This is a genomic window from Paraburkholderia sp. RL17-347-BIC-D (assembly GCF_046027915.1).
Taxonomy (GTDB): domain Bacteria; phylum Pseudomonadota; class Gammaproteobacteria; order Burkholderiales; family Burkholderiaceae; genus Paraburkholderia.
Genome location: NZ_JARESS010000003.1, coordinates 319,940 through 338,349, shown reverse-complemented (window position 1 = coordinate 338,349; position 18,410 = coordinate 319,940). Strand labels below are relative to the sequence as shown.

The 18,410-nt window shown below is 60.0% G+C and carries 13 protein-coding genes; 5 read left to right on the top strand and 8 right to left on the bottom strand.

What is annotated here, in order from left to right:
• Positions 1–73: 73 nt before the first annotated feature.
• Entirely contained in the window at positions 74–2,437 is a 2,364-nt protein-coding gene (locus tag P0D96_RS06970) for a heavy metal translocating P-type ATPase (protein ID WP_408312626.1), read from the top strand.
• A gap of 124 nt (positions 2,438–2,561) precedes the next feature.
• Here the strand turns inward: P0D96_RS06970 and P0D96_RS06965 are convergent, their stop codons facing one another.
• The gene (locus P0D96_RS06965; protein WP_408176268.1) at positions 2,562–3,617 is read right to left on the bottom strand and encodes a helix-turn-helix domain-containing protein; all 1,056 of its coding nucleotides are present in this window, start codon (positions 3,615–3,617) and stop codon (positions 2,562–2,564) included.
• A gap of 334 nt (positions 3,618–3,951) precedes the next feature.
• Between P0D96_RS06965 and adh the strand changes: the two genes are divergently transcribed.
• Both adh and P0D96_RS06955 read left to right on the top strand, forming a co-directional pair.
• On the top strand, positions 3,952–5,472 hold the full coding sequence (gene adh, locus P0D96_RS06960; RefSeq protein WP_132376439.1) for an aldehyde dehydrogenase: 1,521 nt from the start codon (positions 3,952–3,954) through the stop codon (positions 5,470–5,472).
• A gap of 65 nt (positions 5,473–5,537) precedes the next feature.
• Positions 5,538–5,933: a DUF779 domain-containing protein gene (locus tag P0D96_RS06955; protein WP_408312623.1), complete on the top strand. Its 396-nt coding sequence runs from the start codon at positions 5,538–5,540 to the stop codon at positions 5,931–5,933.
• 4 nt (positions 5,934–5,937) lie between these two features.
• Here P0D96_RS06955 and eutC read toward each other — a convergent pair whose 3' ends face one another.
• Genes eutC through eat form a run of 3 tightly spaced genes read right to left on the bottom strand, consistent with a single transcriptional unit; the run spans position 5,938 to position 9,573 of the window.
• Positions 5,938–6,735 (bottom strand): ethanolamine ammonia-lyase subunit EutC, encoded by a 798-nt coding sequence (gene eutC / locus P0D96_RS06950; protein ID WP_408312620.1) that lies wholly within the window; start codon positions 6,733–6,735, stop codon positions 5,938–5,940.
• Positions 6,732–8,126: an ethanolamine ammonia-lyase subunit EutB gene (locus P0D96_RS06945; protein WP_408176272.1), complete on the bottom strand. Its 1,395-nt coding sequence runs from the start codon at positions 8,124–8,126 to the stop codon at positions 6,732–6,734. Before P0D96_RS06945 ends, eutC begins: the two co-directional genes overlap by 4 nt.
• A gap of 43 nt (positions 8,127–8,169) precedes the next feature.
• Positions 8,170–9,573 (bottom strand): ethanolamine permease, encoded by a 1,404-nt coding sequence (gene eat, locus P0D96_RS06940; protein ID WP_132376443.1) that lies wholly within the window; start codon positions 9,571–9,573, stop codon positions 8,170–8,172.
• Positions 9,574–9,832: 259 nt separating this feature from the next.
• Between eat and P0D96_RS06935 the strand changes: the two genes are divergently transcribed.
• Both P0D96_RS06935 and P0D96_RS06930 read left to right on the top strand, forming a co-directional pair.
• Complete coding sequence (locus P0D96_RS06935; protein ID WP_408312616.1) at positions 9,833–10,699, top strand: AraC family transcriptional regulator; 867 nt, start codon at positions 9,833–9,835, stop codon at positions 10,697–10,699.
• A 640-nt stretch (positions 10,700–11,339) separates the two neighbouring features.
• Positions 11,340–12,326, top strand: coding sequence for a formylglycine-generating enzyme family protein (locus tag P0D96_RS06930; RefSeq protein WP_408312613.1), 987 nt, complete (start codon positions 11,340–11,342; stop codon positions 12,324–12,326).
• Positions 12,327–12,342: 16 nt separating this feature from the next.
• Here P0D96_RS06930 and P0D96_RS06925 read toward each other — a convergent pair whose 3' ends face one another.
• The 4 genes from P0D96_RS06925 to P0D96_RS06910 all read right to left on the bottom strand — a co-directional run bounded on the left by P0D96_RS06925 (position 12,343) and on the right by P0D96_RS06910 (position 18,406).
• Positions 12,343–14,595: a hypothetical protein gene (locus P0D96_RS06925; protein WP_408312610.1), complete on the bottom strand. Its 2,253-nt coding sequence runs from the start codon at positions 14,593–14,595 to the stop codon at positions 12,343–12,345.
• 72 nt (positions 14,596–14,667) lie between these two features.
• Positions 14,668–17,352 (bottom strand): type VI secretion system Vgr family protein, encoded by a 2,685-nt coding sequence (locus P0D96_RS06920; protein ID WP_408312607.1) that lies wholly within the window; start codon positions 17,350–17,352, stop codon positions 14,668–14,670.
• A 249-nt stretch (positions 17,353–17,601) separates the two neighbouring features.
• On the bottom strand, positions 17,602–17,889 hold the full coding sequence (locus P0D96_RS06915; protein WP_408284524.1) for a PAAR domain-containing protein: 288 nt from the start codon (positions 17,887–17,889) through the stop codon (positions 17,602–17,604).
• 64 nt (positions 17,890–17,953) lie between these two features.
• Complete coding sequence (locus P0D96_RS06910; RefSeq protein ID WP_408284527.1) at positions 17,954–18,406, bottom strand: hypothetical protein; 453 nt, start codon at positions 18,404–18,406, stop codon at positions 17,954–17,956.
• Positions 18,407–18,410 lie beyond the last annotated feature (4 nt).

Genomic DNA, 18,410 nt, shown 5'->3' with positions numbered 1-18,410 from the left:
TCCGGATGGCGGCCTTGACCTTGTAGTGGCTTCAGGGTGTTTACTAGACCACAAATCGAACCAGGAAGCCACCATGCCTCAAACCGACCACGCCGATGCCGACCGCCTCGAACGGGTGAAAGTCCATGCGGACGGGCACGAAGGGCATGCCCATGCCCACGACGCGAGCTGCGGTCATAGTCACGATGCGCATGATCACGACCATGCTCATGACGGCCGGGGCCACAGCCACGCGCACGCCCACGGTGATGCAGGCTCGGCGTGCTGCGGAACAGGCACACCCGCAACCGTAGCTGCGTCGATCCCGCTGGCGCCTTCCGAAGCCATCGGCAGCAACGTGCGCACCGCCATCCGCATCATGCAGATGGATTGCCCGACCGAAGAAGCGCTGATCCGCAAGAAATTCAGCCGCATGCCGCACGTGCGCAGCATGGACTTCAACCTGATGCAGCGCGTCTTGACGATCGTCCACGCGCCGGAGGCGCTCGACTCGATCCTCGCCGCGCTGCGTTCGCTCGACTTCACGCCCGAACTCGCGGACGCCGGCCCGGACGCCGCGCCCACGCCCACGCCGCACGCGCCGCCCAAGCCGTGGTGGCCGCTGGCGCTCGCCGGTGTGGCTGCGGCAGGCTCAGAGGCCGCTGGCTGGCTCGGCGCGCCTGCCTGGCTGCCGGCGGGTCTGGCGATCCTCGCCATCCTCTCCTGCGGCCTCACGACGTACAAGAAGGGCTGGCTCGCCATCCGCAACGGCAACCTGAACATCAACGCGCTGATGAGCATCGCCGTGACCGGCGCGCTAATCCTGCGCCAATGGCCGGAAGCCGCGATGGTGATGGTGCTCTTCACCATCGCCGAACTGATCGAGGCGAAATCGCTCGACCGCGCCCGCAATGCGATCCAGGGTTTGATGCAACTCACGCCCGAACAGGCGAGCGTGCAGCAACCCGACGGCAGCTGGCGGTCAATGGAACTCAAGGCGATCGCGCTCGGCGCCGTGGTTCGCGTGAAACCGGGCGAGCGGATCGCGCTCGACGGCGAGATCGTAACGGGCCGCTCGAGTGTGGACCAAGCGCCGATCACCGGCGAAAGCCTGCCGGTCGACAAGGCGGTCGGCGACGCGGTGTTCGCCGGCACGATCAACCAGACCGGCTCGTTCGACTATCGCGTCACCGCCGCGGCCAGCAACACGACACTCGCGCGCATCATCCACGCAGTCGAGGAAGCGCAGGGCACCAAAGCGCCGACGCAGCGTTTCGTCGATCAGTTCGCCCGCGTGTATACGCCGATCGTGTTCGCCATCGCGCTCGCCGTGGCCGTCGTGCCGCCGCTGCTGTTCGACGGGTCGTGGCAGGCGTGGGTCTACAAGGCGCTGGTGATGCTGGTGATCGCGTGCCCATGCGCGCTCGTCATCTCGACGCCGGTGACCATCGTCAGCGGTCTTGCCGCGGCGGCCCGCAAAGGCATTTTGATCAAGGGCGGCGCGTATCTCGAGCAGGGCCGCAAACTGACCCGGCTCGCGCTCGACAAAACCGGCACGATCACCCACGGCAAGCCCGTGCAAACCGAGTTCGAAATACTCGCCGAGATCGACGTCGTGCGTTGCCGCACGCTGGCGGCGAGCCTCGCGGGGCGTTCCGATCATCCCGTATCGATGGCACTCGCGGCGGCGGCGAAGGCCGACGGCCTGGCCAACGTCACCGTCGACGCCTTCGAGGCGCTCACGGGACGCGGCGTGCGCGGCGAGATCGACGGCGCGCTGTACTGGCTCGGCAATCACCGGCTGGTCGAAGAACTCGGGCGCTGCTCCGCGGCGCTCGAAGCGCGGCTGCACGCGCTCGAAAGCCAGGGCAAGACCGTCGTGATGCTGGTGGACGCCGAACGCGTGCTCGCCCTATTCGCGGTCGCCGATACGGTGAAGGAGACGAGCCGCGCCGCCATCGCCGAATTGCAGCGGCTCGGTGTGAGCACGACCATGCTCACCGGCGACAACCCGCACACCGCCGCCGCGATTGCGCAGCAGGTCGGCATCGACGAAGCGCGTGGCAATCAGTTGCCGGAAGACAAGCTGAACGCGGTCGCGCAATGGTCGAACGACGGCGCGACGGTCGGCATGGTCGGTGACGGCATCAACGACGCGCCCGCGCTGGCGCGCGCCGACATCGGCTTCGCGATGGGCGCGATGGGCACCGACACGGCAATCGAAACCGCCGACGTCGCGTTGATGGACGACGACCTGCGCAAGATTCCGTCGTTCATTCGCCTGTCAAAGGCGACGCATTCGGTGCTGGTGCAGAACATCACGCTCGCGCTCGGCATCAAGAGCGTCTTCCTCGTGCTGGCCGTGACCGGTCTCGGCACGATGTGGATGGCCGTGTTCGCCGATGTGGGCGCGAGTCTGCTGGTGGTCGCGAACGGGCTGCGGTTGTTGCGCCAGTGACGGCGTGGCAGGTGTTGTGGTTTGACGAAGGGAGACGCGAAGTTCTGCCGGCAGTGCGGAACTGCGACACAGGTTTGAAGCAGCGAAGATGACCCGCGCCTGTGGTTGAGAAAGTCCGGTCAGACTAGTGCGCCAACGCAACGGCGTTAACCGCGCTGCCCATGTCCACGCGAGCGCCGATTGCCGCCTTCAACGTATCCGAAGGCCGCATGCCGAACAGCTTCCGGTAATCGGTTGCGAACTGGCTCAGATGCCAGAAGCCCCACGCCGCCGCAACATCCTGCACCGATCGTGATTCACGCGACGCGTTCGACAGATCGCGCCGCGCCCCATTCAGGCGAATTGCGCGCAGATACGTGGCGGGCGCCATGCCCAGCACGTCCTGAAAGCAGTATTGCAGCGTGCGCCGGCTCACATGCAGTTGCTCGCACAGCTCCGGCACGCTCACCGCCCGCTCGCGATTGGCCAGCACATAGTCGCGCGCTTCCGACACGATCGACTGACGGCGCGGACGCGCCGGCATCGCAACCGGCTCCGAGGCTGGCAACGCGCCGACGTCGAAGAGCAAAGCCAGCACCGACGCCTGCAGATTGTTGCGCGCGACCGAAGACAGCGGCGTGCCGCGCGCCGCGCCATCGTCGAGCAATTGGCGCAGCGTGGCACACAACTGCTGCTTGCGAGCCATGCCGATCGGCACGACTTGCGTGTTTGGCACATGATCGGCCAGACCGACGCGCTCCACTTCCGCCGCGTAACGGCGCAGCACTTCTCCTTTGACCACTACGCCAAAAATCTCATAACCCGCCGACGTCAGCAGTTCAAATTCGATGCCGCCCGGACGAAACGCGAGCGCATCGCCGGCAATCACCTGCGCGTCGATGCGCCCCGAACCCGCCGGGCACGTCGGAATGCCGAACCAGTACGCGTCCTTCTGCACTTCGCAGGTTTGCCGCAACGTGTGGCTGGTCGTTTCGACGAACACCTGCATGTGGTCGAGGCACAACTCCGTCAAGCCGCCGACAAAACTCCCTGCCGTCAGTTGGTCGTAGGTCTGGCTCCAGCCATGGAGATTGCGCGCCTGCTCGTCGGCATCGTGCGCGACGCAGGTCTGCACGCGGAAGCTCGGCTGCGGCGTGAGCGTCGGACTGGACAGGGTGTCGCTGAGAGTGTCAATCGTCATACCGGATCTGCCCAAACGGAATATCGAGGAGGATCGAAGGCAAGGAGAAGGCAATTCCCATGCCGAACGGATCTGATGCCTGCTCACGCCTTTGCATCGGCAGACATCAAACCCTGTGTTCAATTGGTGAACAGCGCTGCACACACTGCTCAGAAACGAAACGCTCAGCTTACGCTGGTTGAACAGCGCGACGCCCCATGCCGTGCGCGAGTGCCTGCTACGCGTGCAAGGGTCACCAGCGCGGTGCATTGGCACACTTCTGGCTCTAGCCTCACGCGGCCAAGCGATATATCGAGCCGAATATAGCCCATTCAAACATGTGAGGAGCACACAGATGAATCACGCAGAGATGCAATTTCTGACCACCGAATTCCCGTACAAGAAGCAGTATGCGAATTTTATCGGCGGCGAATGGGTGAAGCCTGCGGGCGGCGAGTACTTCGATAACGTGTCGCCGATCACCGGCGAAGCGTTTACGTCGATTCCGCGTTCGCGCGAAGCCGACATCGAACTCGCACTCGACGCCGCGCATCGTGCGAAAGCAGCGTGGGGAAAAACCTCCGTCGGCGATCGCGCGAACATCCTGAACCGCATTGCCGACCGGATGGAAGCGAACCTGCAACGTCTCGCCGTGGCCGAGACGATCGACAACGGCAAGCCGTTGCGCGAAACCATGGCCGCCGACATTCCGCTCGCTATCGATCACTTCCGCTATTTTGCCGGCGCCGTGCGCGCGCAGGAAGGCTCGATCTCCGAGATCGACCACGACACCGTTGCGTATCATTTCCATGAGCCGCTCGGCGTGGTCGGCCAGATCATTCCGTGGAATTTCCCGATCCTGATGGCCGTATGGAAGCTCGCGCCCGCACTCGCCGCCGGCAACTGCGTGGTGCTCAAGCCGGCCGAGCAAACGCCCGCTTCGATTCTCGTGCTCGCCGAACTGATTCAGGACTTGCTGCCCGCCGGCGTGCTGAACGTGGTGAACGGTTTCGGCCTCGAAGCCGGCAAGCCGCTCGCTTCCAGCAAGCGCATCGCCAAGATCGCGTTTACCGGCGAAACCACGACCGGTCGTCTGATCATGCAGTACGCGAGCCAGAACATCATTCCTGTCACGCTCGAACTCGGCGGCAAGAGCCCGAACATTTTCTTCGACGACGTGATGAACGCCGATGACAGCTATTTCGACAAGGCGCTCGAAGGCTTCACGATGTTCGCGTTGAATCAGGGCGAAGTGTGCACGTGTCCGTCGCGTGTATTGATCGATGAAAAGATCTACGACCGCTTCATGGAACGTGCGCTAAAACGCGTCGCGGCGATTACGCAAGGGCATCCGCTCGACACCAAAACGATGATCGGCGCGCAGGCCTCGCAGGAACAGTTGGAAAAAATCCTCTCGTATGTCGACCTCGGCAAGCAGGAAGGCGCCGAATGTCTGATCGGCGGCGAACGCAATGCGCTCGACGGTGAATTGAGCAAAGGCTATTACGTGAAGCCGACCGTGTTCCGCGGCCACAACAAGATGCGCATCTTCCAGGAAGAGATCTTCGGACCGGTGGTATCGGTCACGACGTTCAAAACCGAAGAAGAAGCGCTCGAAATCGCCAACGACACGCTCTACGGTCTCGGCGCCGGCGTGTGGACGCGCGACGGCACGCGCGCCTATCGCTTCGGCCGGCAGATTCAGGCAGGCCGCGTGTGGACCAACTGCTATCACGCTTATCCGGCGCATGCGGCATTCGGCGGCTACAAGCAGTCGGGTATCGGGCGTGAAAATCACAAGATGATGCTCGACCACTATCAGCAGACCAAGAACCTGCTGGTCAGCTATAGCGACAAGCCGCTCGGTTTCTTCTAAGCGTCGCGTTCCTGTTCGAGCGGGCCGCATTGCGCGGCTCGCTCTTTTTTCTGCGAGGGCATGTGATGGCCGATAAGAAAGCAGTCGCCCGCGTGATCGCAACGCCTGCCGCTGTCGAGTTGATCGACAAGTTGCGCGCCGAGCATGGCGAGGTGCTATTCCATCAATCCGGTGGATGCTGCGACGGCAGCGCACCAATGATGTTTCCTCAGGGTGAGTTCATGGTCGGCTCGTCCGATGTCAAACTCGGCACGATTGCGGGCGTGCCGTTCTACATGAGCGAATCGCAGTTCGAGTACTGGCAACACACGCAGTTGATCATCGACGCTGTGCCGGGAAATGGCGGAATGTTTTCTTTGGAGCGGCCCAGCGGATTGCGGTTCTTGACGCGCTCCCGTCTTTTCGAGGATGAAGAGAATGCGTGGCTGGAAACGCATCCGGTCGAGCGTGTCGATGGCTGATCGTTTACGTTCCGCTCGAGTCCGAATCGTCGCTGACGGCGGGTGCCGATGGTGTACCTGCCAGCAGCGCATCGCTGTCGTCTTTCAGGCCGACGCCGGTCAGACCCAAACGCCTTGCATGCGTCAGCAGATAGTGCAGCTTGTGCGCGGCTAACGGATAGTCGAGTCCTTCGGGACGCACATTCGAAATACAGTTGCGTTGCGCGTCGCTACAGCCCACTTTCGGCGCGTACGTAAGATAAATTCCGAGGCTATCGGGCGAACTCAAACCCGGCCGCTCACCGATCAGCATCACCACCAGTTTCGCATTCAGCAATTCGCCGATCTCGTCACCCAACGCGACGCGCGCCTGGCGTGCGACCACGATCGGGCCGATCTTCCAATCCGCGAGACGGGGAACGACGGCTTGCAGCAGCGGGATCGATTGCTTCGATGCGGCGAACGCCGAAAGACCATCGCCGATCACGAAGACCACTTCGGGCGAATCGTTCGGCACCGCTGCCAGCGCCACGCGACTCTCTTCCGATAAACGACGCCCAAGATCGGGACGCCGCAAATAGTGCTCGCGATCCGGCGCGGCGCTATGTACGTCGAGCGTCTTGAAGTTTTGCGCGCGCAATTGCTCGTGCAACACGTCCGTGTCCAGCGGATGATGCACAGCGTCGCGCGCCTGCGCGTGCGACAGGTTGAACGCGAGCAGCGGCGCGGTCGGCAAGCTATTGCCCGCGCGGCCCAACGCGATGCGCGCGTTGGTGAACTGCCGCAGCGCGTTCCACGGATTCTTTTCGAGGAAGTCGCTCATGCGATGCCCATCCAGTCGCGCGCCCCTTCCAGCAAGGGTTGTTGCGTCGATGCGCTGAGCAACGCGCCGCGGGCGTCGGTGATCTGCATCGACTCCAGCCATTCTTCGAATTCCGGCGCGCGGCGCAAACCGAGTACATCCCGCACGTAAAGCGCGTCATGGAAGGACGTGCTTTGATAGTTGAGCATGACGTCGTCGGCGCCGGGAATGCCCATGATGAAGTTGATGCCCGCCACGCCGAGCAGCGTGAGCAGGTTGTCCATGTCGTCCTGGTCAGCTTCGGCATGGTTCGTGTAGCAGATGTCGCAACCCATCGGCACACCGAGCAGTTTGCCGCAGAAGTGATCTTCGAGACCGGCGCGTGTGATCTGCTTACCGTCGTACAGATACTCCGGCCCGATGAAGCCGACCACCGTGTTCACCAGGAACGGATTGAACTTGCGTGCAACTGCGTAGGCGCGCACTTCGCACGTCTGCTGGTCCACGCCGAAATGCGCATCCGCCGACAACGCGCTGCCCTGGCCGGTTTCGAAGTACATCAGGTTATTGCCGACCGTACCACGCTTTAACGAGAGTCCCGCTTCATACGCTTCTTGCAGCAGCGCGAGCGAAATGCCGAAGCCCGCGTTCGCTTTCTCCGTGCCCGCAATCGACTGAAACACCAGATCGACCGGCGCACCTTTTTCAATTGCGGCAATCGTATTGGTGACGTGGGTCAGCACGCACGATTGCGTCGGCACCTGATAGCGTTGGCGGAAGTCGTCGATCATCAGCAACAACTTGGTGATCGCGGCGAGATTGTCGCTGGCCGGGTTGATGCCGATCATCGCGTCGCCGCAACCGTACATCAGGCCGTCGAGCATCGAGGCGGCGATGCCTTTGACGTCGTCGGTCGGATGATTCGGTTGCAAACGCACCGACATGTGCCCCGGTAAACCGACCGTGTTGCGAAAGCGCGTGATCACCGGACGTTTGCGCGCCGCCGCGATCAAATCCTGATTGCGCATCAGTTTGGACACCGCGGCGACCATCTCCGGCGTGAGGCCCGCGGTGATACGCGTGAGCGCGTCGGCATCGGTCGTGCTGCTCAGGAGCCAATTGCGAAAGTCACCGACCGTCAGATGCGCGATCTCGGCGAACGCCTGCGGCGAATGATCGTCGATCACGAGACGCGTGACTTCGTCGCTTTCATAGGGAATCAGCGCTTCGTTGAGGAAGGTGCGCAGCGGCACTTGCGCGAGCGCCATCTTGGCCGCGACGCGTTCTTCCTCGCTCGCTGCCGCCACGCCCGCGAGCTGGTCGCCGGAGCGTTGCGGGCTGGCCTTCGCCATCAGGGTTTTCAGATCGGCAAAGCGATACGTGCGGCTGCCGATCGTCTCGGTGTAGCTCATCTTTACGACTCCATCGCCGCTGCTCGCGCAGCGGCTCGATCCGTCATTCCTCGAGCAAGGCGTCCGCCGGCGCGGCTTCGCGTTGATGGCGCGTCATCAGGAAGTAGACGTAGCCCAGCGCGAGAAAGATTGCGAACACGATCGCCACCAGAAAATTGAAGTAGACCATCGTCGCCAGACAGATGACCGCGGCCACCAGCGCGAACGCCGGAAAGACCGGAAACAGCGGCGCGCGGAACGGTCGCTCCATGTTCGGCTCGGTGCGGCGCAGCTTGAACAGCGACAACATGCTGATGATATACATCACGATAGCCCCAAATACGGACATCGTCACGATGTTCGCCGTCAGCGTCTGGCCGCCGAACTGGATCAGCTCGTCGCTGTAGATCGCCGCAATGCCGACCACGCCGCCCGCAATGATCGCGCGATGCGGCGTCTTGAAGCGCGGGTGCACCTTCGAGAGCCACTCCGGCAGATAGCCGGCGCGCGCCAGCGCGAAGATTTGCCGCGAATAGCCGAGGATGATGCCGTGAAACGACGCGACGAGTCCGAAGAGACCCAGCCACACCAGCATATGCATCCAGCCGCTATGTTCGCCGACGATGAATTTCATCGCTTGCGGCAGCGGATCGTTGATGTTCGACAGCTTGGTCCAGTCGCCTGCCGCGCCGGCAAACACCATCACGCCGATGGCGAGCACCACCAGCGTCAGAATGCCGGCGACGTAGGCAATCGGAATCGAGCGCTTCGGGTTTTTGGCTTCTTCGGCAGCCATGGCCACGCCTTCGATCGCGAGGAAAAACCAGATTGCGAACGGAATCGCCGCGAACATCCCGTGAAACGAGCCCATGCTGAAGGTGTCGGCACCGGACCAGCCGCCTTTGGTGAAGTTCGACCACTGAAAACCCGGCGACACGACGCCCATGAAAACCAGCAGTTCGAAAATCGCGAGCAGCGTCACGCACAACTCGAACGCCGCGGCAATCTGCACACCGACGATATTCAGCGCCATAAAGATGAGATACGCGCCCATCGCCGCGTGTTTCGGTTCGAGACCCGGAAACTGCACGTGCAGGTACGCACCGATCGCGAGCGCAATGGCCGGCGGTGCAAACACGAATTCGACAAGCGTCGCCGCGCCGGCCAGATAACCGCCGGTTGGGCCGAACGCGTGGCGGGCGTAGGCGAACGGGCCGCCCGCGTGCGGAATCGAGGTGGTGAGTTCCGTGAAACTGAAAATGAACGTCGTATACATCGCGGCAATGAAAATCGCCGTGATGACGAAGCCGAGCGTGCCGGCGCTCGCCCACCCATAGCTCCAGCCGAAATACTCGCCGGAAATGACGAGGCCGACCGCGATGCCCCACAGTTGCCACGTGCCGAGCGTCTGCTTCAGCTCGTGATGCGTGACTTTGCCGACGTGCTGATTCTTGGACTCTGATTTCATCGGGAGCTCCCTGATGGTGCCGCCGGCTCGACGCCGCAAGGCTTTGCGGTGCATTGGGCGGACAGGCTTCAGCCGATGTTAGTGAGCCATTATTCGAAGTGTTATCGAAATTCGGCAAAGTTCTGGCGGCGTAGTGTCAGTGGGTGCTTAATTGCGCGTCGCGTTAACGGTGAAGTTCGCAGGATTTGGTAAATGGGGACGTGGTACTTTCGTTCGCATCCGTTCGACAATTTTTGTGCTCATTTTGTGTTCACCAGCCATGACCGAATCAGGTAATCGAGCTCGCTATGAAACCCGGCTCGGCCGCGTGCTCGACCATATTTACGATCATCTCGACGAGCCGCTCGACATCGATCGTCTGGCGGAAATTGCCTGTCTGTCGCCGTACCACTGGCACCGGATTTATCAGGCGATGTATGGCGAGACGGTGGCCACCACGGTGCGGCGTTTACGGCTGCATCGCGCGGCCGGCTATCTGGCGAACGATTCCATGCCGATTGCGGAAATTGCCGAGCGCTCCGGCTACAGCAGTCTGCAATCTTTTTCCCGCACTTTTCGCGCGGCGTTCGGCATGCCGCCCGCGCAGTATCGCAAGCAAGGCACCCATAGCCGGTTTCGGCCGGCGCTATCAGGAGACGATCAAATGACGATGCGTGAAGTGGTGATTCGTCACGTGGAGCCGATGGCGGTTTTGTCGGTGGATCACGTTGGACCGTATATGCAGATCGGCAAGGCGTTCGACGCGCTGTTCGGCTGGCTCGCAAAACACAATTTACTCGCGGCTGAGATGCGCATGATCGGCGTTTACTACGACGACCCTGGCGTTGTTGCGGAGAGTGAGTTGCGGTCGAAGGCTGGGGTGTTGTTGCCGCATCCGGTTCAGGCGTCCGTGACGGTGAGTCCGCCGGTTTCCGTGGCGCATGTGAAGGGCGGTGAGTATGCGGTGTTGCGACATCAAGGACCGTATAGCGATATGCGTGCCGCATATGAGTGGTTGTATGGGACGTGGCTCGTGCAGTCCGGGCGAGAAGCGGCCGACGCGCCGGTGTTCGAGGAGTATCTGAATAGCCCGAAGGATACGGCTCCTGCGGATCTCATCACCGAGATCTGTTTACCGTTGGTTTGACGGTTTGCCTACCCGGTGCTCGCTTGTGCAGCGTGCTGCGCGGATGCTTCTCTGGTTTTTATAGTCTTTGTATATGTATACGTAGTAATAGTTAACAAGCCTCGTATCTTTCTGTGGATAACTTAAAACTTCGTTTACGGATCAACGCACTGCGGAATCGATAACCCTGCGGAGGGTGCGCGGACAGGAACACGGAGCCAGGGAAAACTTTTGTGCGACCTGGCGACGTCGCGTTTTTACCAAGGTTCCACCCACAACGTGTTAGACGGCTTGTACAAAAGTTGTCCAGAGGGGGCTGTGGATAACTTTGGGCGCGTGGCGTCGCGCAACCGCATCGCGTTGGTCCGGCGTGAACTGCGCTGCGCCCGTCCGTTCGACGACGCGACCGTCAGATTGTCGCCATCCGTCTATGGCGAAAAATCGCTTCGTACTGCCAATGCATTGACAAGCTCCGAGCGGCTCGTTTATTGTCGCCACGCGGGACGGCTGGTCAAGCACGCCTCTTAGTTGAAATCCACTCGGCAAGTCACACTGTTTTCATTGCACCTATCTGCGGACTTGCTTCGAACGGGCGCATCCGAATCCTTGGTTGATCGATGCATCTTGTATCGAAACTCGACCCGACTTGTTGCAATTGAAAATGTCGAAAGCTCCGGATCGAACTTATAATCCATTAGCCATCCGCCCGGAGATTGAACGCATGCATTTGCCATTGCCAAAGTTGGTTAAGCTTACAGTTGTCCCGCTGACGGTATTCGCATTTTCTTTCCCGGCATGCAGCCAGACTGGCCAATCTCCTGAAGTCACAGCACTCGTCAAAAAATCGCTCGCGGATATGATTTTCGTGAAGGGCGGGACCTTCACGATGGGAGATTTCGGTCCGCAAGTGACACCGGAAAAACTTCCATTTACGTCGCAGCAGGAAAACAAACCTGCTCATTCGGTGACGCTGGATAGTTTTTCGATCAGCAAGTACAAGGTCACGTACGCAGACCTCGATGTTTATACCGCTGCGACCGGCAAATCATCGTGGCCGCAAGACAAAGCGGATCGGCAATACAGGGCCGCCGACCACCCGGCCGGCGTTCCCTGGCAGATGGCCAAAGATTATTGCGAGTGGCTCGGCAAGCAAAGCGGCGCGCCGGTCGATCTGCCTACTGAAGCGCAATGGGAATACGCCGCCCGTTCGGGTGGCAAGCCGGTCATTTTCGGAACGAACAACGGCAAGTACGAAGCGGATCACAACCTGCCATCCGCCGATACGGTCGAGCAGAAGTACACGCCTGATACCGCCGTTTCACAATATGTTTATCCCGTCGGCAAATATCCGCCGAACGCCTTGGGTCTTTACGACATCGGTGTCGACGGTCGAGACTGGGTCAACGACTGGTTCGCCCCGGACTACTATGAACACTCACCGGCGAAGAATCCCACGGGACCGGCGAGCGGGACCATGAAAGTGATTCGTGGCGCGGAAGGCGACAACTCCGAAACCGCCATGACGGTTTATCGCTACAAGGCGCCGCCTGCCGGTTACGCCATCAAAACCAAGGACGGGCGCACGTTAGGACCCACGGCTGTCACGCTGACCTTCCGCTGCGCGGTGCAAAAGACCAGCCCTCTGTGAATTTCGCGGCGCGCCGTCAGACCACCCGCACGTCCGGCATGTTGTCGTAAAACGGGTGTCTGCCCACGGCAGCCTGGAACTGGTAATCGGTCGAGTCGACCTGCGCAACGGCATAGCCAGGCGTGGGGTCGACTTTCAGCATCGCTTGCAGGCTGTCGTAGTAATCGTCAATTTCTTTCCCGTCTCCCGCAGGAGCGCTCGTCAGCGACATCTCGAGAAATTCCTTCAGCTGTTGTCGCCGCACAGTAACGTCGCCGGTGCGCCCCTGCGGATGGATGTGCTGGACGACGTTGTTCAGATCGTGTTTGGTGTGCGACCACTTGAGGATCTGCTTCACAGCATCCTTGCGATTCCCGTACCACCGACCGTACTTGTGATTAGCCATGTCGATGCCATCCGTCGCGTACCAATGGCGAGTCAACTGATAGATCATGATGCCCTTCGCTTCGGGCGTCGCATACTGGAGCATCCATGGATTGCTGAGCACGCGGTTCATCAATTGCACGCGTGCGGCCTCTTTCTCGTATTCCTCGATGAGGTCCGTGAAAAGCCTGTTTATTTCATCGACTTCCTGACCGACGGTCGAGGCCAGATCCTGAATGCCTTGAATGACCATCACCTGAATATGTGAGAAGGCGTTAAAGGCGGTCGTTTCGACGAACTTCAACTTTTGGAAGTTCGCGTGATAAAGTTGGTAGAAGAACCATTTGACGAATTCAGCAATGCGCAGCGCGTCGACCGACACCTCGATGTCGCCTTTCGCTCCCACGCCCAGGCATAGTCCGGCCTTCGCCTTGATTCTGAAACGGCCCGCCGCGTAGCTCACATCGAGCATGCAGGTAAGCCCGGCGCCCGCCATTGCGGTGATGGTATCGCCGACCTTGGCGAATGGTTTGTACTTCCCACTCGGCCCTTGCTTCGCTGGCTCCATCCACTCGAGCGCGCCTTCGAGCGACAGATCCGCGCGCGCACCGGCGAATACGTCGAGGTCGGCATTCGCGCTTGGATCGACTGGCTTGCCACCTACCTTGATTTCGCGTTGCTTCGTAGTGGGGTTGTCGACCGCTGCGCCGTACAGACCCAGGTCTTTGCGCTTTTCGTCGCGATAGTCGACGACGACGCCCAACTGCGCGACCATACTTGCGCCCACCATCCCCGACAAGCCGAGTTCACACTTGAATCGAACCGCACCGAGCGGATAAGTCTTGCCGTCATCGCCGTCCAGACTCCACATCCAGCCGGCGATGTCCGGATAGTAGAACGCGCCGGAAACCTTGCCTTCGGCGATAGCGAATTCGGCCTGCGCCGACGCCTTGATGGCCACGCGGCCCTTTTGCGGTTGCCACTCCGTGTCCAATCCCGCGCCAGCCAGATATCGCATCAACTGCGCTTTGGCCTCGATGCTGACGTTGTTGCCGAATGCGGTCTGCTTGGGTTTCTCCGTCTCTTTCTTCTCGCCCTCACCACGTTCCGCCGGTTCCTCCGCGCCAGCGCTGTAACTGAGATCCTTGTTCCACTCTTCCGCCCAAGCGAAAAGCGTCCCCGTCACATGCTTCTCGACGATCTCCGAGGACACTTTGGTCTTTTCGTACAACTGCGACTTGATCTTGCTCTCGCGATTAACGAGCACGCCTTCTTTCAGCTTATCGACGTCGATCTTGTACTTGCCGTTCGCATTTTTCTTGATGAAGCTTTTCGCACCGGTTTCTTTTTCTTCCTTGCGGCCCTTCATGTCTTCGAAAGCAGCGGGCCCGAATTTATGCCAGCCCGCCTTGATCTTGTTCGAGCGTACGTAGTGGAGTTTGTACTTGGCGAACTTGACGGATTTTTTTCCATCGCCGTCGATATGAATCGGGATCAACTCGACCATGGTGAGGTCTTTGCTATCCAGCTTGCTGAGCGGCTCCAGTTCCTTTTTTAACGCCTTGTGCGCAGTCTCGCGTTCCTTGAGGGCATCGTCGACGGCGGCCTTGTGCGCCTCACCGGCGCGCGGATCGGACATATGCTTCTGTACGTCCTCGGCATAGGCCTTCAGCACCACGTCGAGCTTCTCATTCGCCTTGTGAAATTTGTCGACGCGGTCATGCAGCAGATTGCATTCGCTTTGCAGACCGCTGACGTCCTCCGCCGGCACGAGAATGAATTCTCCCGTCTCGGGCCGGAAGTAGAGCATGGGCGCCGGATCGTGCGGCACGTGCACGAGACTGTCGGGTGTCGTGTTAGTGGTGCCGTTGCCGTCTGGCGCGTGACTTGTGCTCGGAGCGTTCATGGATGTCGGTCTGCTTGAATGGGCGAAAGAATCAGCGCGTCTAAAGGAGGCGCGCGCACTCGTCGGCCGGAATCAGGTATCGAGGAAAACTTTCAGGGCACTCGGCGTGCTCGTCATGATGCGCGAGGTGAGACCCTGTTCATCGGTCATGCCCTCGAACACCTTGCCTTCCGCAGTCTCGACGCGGTAGCGCACGTAGGGGGCGGCCTCGCCGGTGTGCTTGTCGTGAATCTTGAACTGCTCGTTGTACGGGCCTTCGCCGGAGGGGAGCGCGGGCGGCTTGCTCGACAGGCTCGTGGGCCCGGCGAAGGAATGGCTGCTGCCTTTGATATCGATTTTTCCCGGCGCGTGGATTTCGATGTTTCCGTCTTTCAGGCGGATGTACGCGCCGCCACTCGTCAACAGGATGTCCTGCTTGGCAACGACCTCGATTTTTTCCGTCGCCGATAGCAGCTTCAGGCTCTTTTGCGCGGTGATTTCGATGTTGTCGGACTGGGCCTGGATTTCGACTTTGCCCTTCGCCGCGAACAGCTTCATGCCCGCGTTCTGAACGAACAGACTGATTTTTTCGCTGACGCTTGCCAGCAGTGATTTGCCGGTTGCGATGTGTGTGCTCTGACCACTGACCAGATTGACGTGCTCGTTTGCCGCGATATGAACCGACTTCTGCGTTGACATCGCGATGCCTGCAGGCGTTGCGAACAGCATGATCGGTTCCTTGAATGCGTTCGCGCTGCCGGTGCCGCCACCGGCTGTATTGCCTCCGCTGCCTGTCGCCCCCGAGACGCTGTTCTGCGTGGCGTCGGTGAAGGACTTCAGCGAGTCGTAGCCATCTTTCAGGCTCTCGGCCTGATGCGTTTCGCTTGCCTGGCTGAGCGACTCGATCACGCTTTCCGAATTGACCAGCTGGCTGCCCGCTTCGCGTGTATCGAGCGGCTGGCTCGCTGCGCCGGTTGTCGGATGCGTCGAGACGTACATGCCTTGTGCAGCTCGCACTGCACCGTATGCGTCCGACTTGAGATCGAATCCGCTGCCAAGATAAGCGCCGCGCGAGTTGCCGGTTTGCGCGATCAGATAGCCGAGATGCAGCTGCGAGTTAGCGCTGCTGCTGTACATCTGCACGCGGTTCTGGCCGGTGGCATCATCCATCACCATCTGGTTGTAGCCGCTGCCCTGGTATTCCTTGGACTTGTAGCCGGAGAGAATACCGTTCGAATGCCAGTCCGGCGTTTTCGCGCCGTTGTAGACGCGACCGGTGACAATCGGTCGATCGCAGTCGCCGTCGAGGAACGAAATGATCACTTCCTCGCCGATGCGCGGGACGTGCACTCCACCGTGCCCTCCGCCGGCATTCGATTGGGAAACACGTACCCAGCAGGAGGCGTTTTCGTCGCCGGGATTCAGCCGGTCCCAGTGCATCTGGACTTTGACGCGGTTCAGGGAGTCGGTGAAAACCTCTTCGTTTTGCGGTCCCACCACGGTCGCCGTCTGCATGTGCATTTCCGGCTTGTGATGCTCGAGCGGACTGCGGAACGGGATGGCCTTGCGTTGGGCTTCAACCGTTGCCATGAAGAAGCCTTCGCTGCCGTCCGTTGCTTTGATGGTCAGCGCTGGATCGCTGGCATGCTGCGCACGGACCGTAGAGATCGTTTGCTTCAGGCTATGTGGGAAATCCGTCGTGCCGCTCGAGACCGGCAGGTTGTTCTCCACGATCCAGTCGACGGCGATCACCGCAAACTGCCGATCCTGCTGGCTACCCGTACTGTGCTCCGGATGGTCCTGCAGTTCGAACCAGCGGCCGGCGTCGACACGACGCACTGCACCCACGCCGTGGAAACGCTTCGCGCGCGATTCCCACTCTTCCATTCTCACTTTCGAGAGCTGATCACCGCGGTCCTGCTTGCCGTACGTGTAGGCGCCTGTGTATTCGTACACTTCGGCCTGCTGCGGCAGGTCACCCTGGGTACCCAGCGTCGGGATCGTGGTGCCTTTCGGATTCGACCCGGTGGACGGCGACTTGTAGTCGAACGTGCGCGTAGTGAGCGAAGTACTTTGCAGCGTGCGCGTGCCGCTCCATTGCACGAAGGCATCGGTTTCGCTGTTGGTGCCCGAGTGGTAGAAATCCACCGTTTGCGGCGAAAGCGGTTGCAGGGTAGCGATATCGTCGGTAACGACCAGCGTGTGCGATTTGCCGTCGGTAGCCTGTTCGAAATAGCCGAACAGGCCTTCCGTTTCCATCAGCCTTTGACAGAAATTCCAGTCATCCTCGAATTGCACGCAGAATGAACGCTGCGGCAATGGGTTTCTCAAGCTGAAGCGGAAAGCACCCTGCGCCTGCGGATGCATATTGAATACATCCGTGAGAATTTCATCGACGGTTTTATCCTGCCAGATGCGTGCATCTTTTCTGAAGCGCAGAAAATGCATCCATGAGACAAAGCCGATCTGATAGCTGGTAATCGCGCTGTCGGAGCCTAAACGACGGGCGGTATGGACATAACCGTGGTGCGGGGCATACGACTGGTCGGTTTGCTGGATCCACAGCGTGACAGGCTGGGCGATCAGCCTCTTGAGTTCGATATTGTCGGTGGTTGAAACCGTATCCAGCGTGAATTCGTAATTACGGCCGATACGGGAATAGCCCACCAGCCTCTGTGGCAGAAGGACGTTCGCGCCCAGTGGTGTATCGAGTTTAAGCAGACGGTCACTCTGCAACAACCCGCCTTTAATTGCCGCGATAATGTCCTGCGCGCCCATACCGCCTCTTTTTATGCAATTCGCGCCCCCGCGCTATCGCGCGATAATACAAAAGATCAGACGTTTACCGCAATCGATTCAATGGAAACAAATGTTAAATCGGAATTTGTTCCGCGCCAATTCGACACGCGCACGAATTCGGTAAAAATAGCGTGCATGCCTGTAAATGGCCCGGCAGCGATATTCTTTCGCTCCTTTTTACTGAGCCTCGTTGCGGATTAGGTTGACCACGGATACACCGGTGATTCGCTAGGCATCGACGGACATCATCTGCTGCGACGACACCAGTCGCGGCGGCGGATGGCAACCGCATATACAGAGATCGTCGCTCAAGGCTGCATGCCTTCCGTCCGGTGCGGTCATGATCTGGCGCGGTCCATCGCACTGTATCTTCCCCCTTGTATTGCAAGCGGGACATGCAACCGGATCTCCTTCGTGGGCGACGTCTTTGTCGCTCAATTGAATGGAGGTGGGAACGGCTTGAACAACGCCATTGGCGGTCGTCTTGTCGCCGTTCAAAACCAGATATCGTTTCATGTTATCTCTGGGAGCTGGAGTTTGTGCGCGCTCAGCCGAGTTTTCGGCCTGTCATGTAATCCGCTTACGCTCTGCCTGTGTATGCGACGCTTGTCGTCACACCCATCGAGCGTAGGTCGGCGTGCACCGTAAGCGTCCCCCAGCTAAAGACAAAGGTATCCGCGCCTGTCGTGGACGATACACAAGGCGATTGTGCTTCTGTGGCGATTATTTTCGACAGCGTCTTCTTCTCCTTGACGAGATCTTCCTCGGTCGCCGACCAGTCGAGCTTTTTGGCCACGCCATCGGTCCAAACGAAGTCGAGCATTGCGAGCTTTTTGTCGCAAAAGCGAGCCGTCACGCCGAACGTCTTGCCCCAAACTTTCACGCTCTTGATGCCGTAGTTTTCCCACTCGCCGTACTTCGCCAGTTCCGTTGCTCCTGTCAAAGGCGATTCGTCAGGCGACGGCCTACCCCGAAACAGGTTCGTTGACGCATCGATAGCCAGCGTGCCAGTGGAAAAATCGAACGTAGCCATCTTT

What these genes read in the sequence shown, in the direction of transcription:
- P0D96_RS06965 (WP_408176268.1), bottom strand. Translation starts at nt 3,617, where the DNA reads ATGACGATTGACACTCTCAGCGACACCCTGTCCAGTCCGACGCTCACG.
- P0D96_RS06925 (WP_408312610.1), bottom strand. Translation starts at nt 14,595, where the DNA reads ATGAACGCTCCGAGCACAAGTCACGCGCCAGACGGCAACGGCACCACT.
- eutC (WP_408312620.1), bottom strand. Translation starts at nt 6,735, where the DNA reads ATGAGCGACTTCCTCGAAAAGAATCCGTGGAACGCGCTGCGGCAGTTC.
- adh (WP_132376439.1), top strand. Translation starts at nt 3,952, where the DNA reads ATGAATCACGCAGAGATGCAATTTCTGACCACCGAATTCCCGTACAAG.
- P0D96_RS06945 (WP_408176272.1), bottom strand. Translation starts at nt 8,126, where the DNA reads ATGAGCTACACCGAGACGATCGGCAGCCGCACGTATCGCTTTGCCGAT.
- P0D96_RS06915 (WP_408284524.1), bottom strand. Translation starts at nt 17,889, where the DNA reads ATGAAACGATATCTGGTTTTGAACGGCGACAAGACGACCGCCAATGGC.
- P0D96_RS06955 (WP_408312623.1), top strand. Translation starts at nt 5,538, where the DNA reads ATGGCCGATAAGAAAGCAGTCGCCCGCGTGATCGCAACGCCTGCCGCT.
- P0D96_RS06970 (WP_408312626.1), top strand. Translation starts at nt 74, where the DNA reads ATGCCTCAAACCGACCACGCCGATGCCGACCGCCTCGAACGGGTGAAA.
- eat (WP_132376443.1), bottom strand. Translation starts at nt 9,573, where the DNA reads ATGAAATCAGAGTCCAAGAATCAGCACGTCGGCAAAGTCACGCATCAC.
- P0D96_RS06910 (WP_408284527.1), bottom strand. Translation starts at nt 18,406, where the DNA reads ATGGCTACGTTCGATTTTTCCACTGGCACGCTGGCTATCGATGCGTCA.
- P0D96_RS06935 (WP_408312616.1), top strand. Translation starts at nt 9,833, where the DNA reads ATGACCGAATCAGGTAATCGAGCTCGCTATGAAACCCGGCTCGGCCGC.
- P0D96_RS06920 (WP_408312607.1), bottom strand. Translation starts at nt 17,352, where the DNA reads ATGGGCGCGCAGGACATTATCGCGGCAATTAAAGGCGGGTTGTTGCAG.
- P0D96_RS06930 (WP_408312613.1), top strand. Translation starts at nt 11,340, where the DNA reads ATGTCGAAAGCTCCGGATCGAACTTATAATCCATTAGCCATCCGCCCG.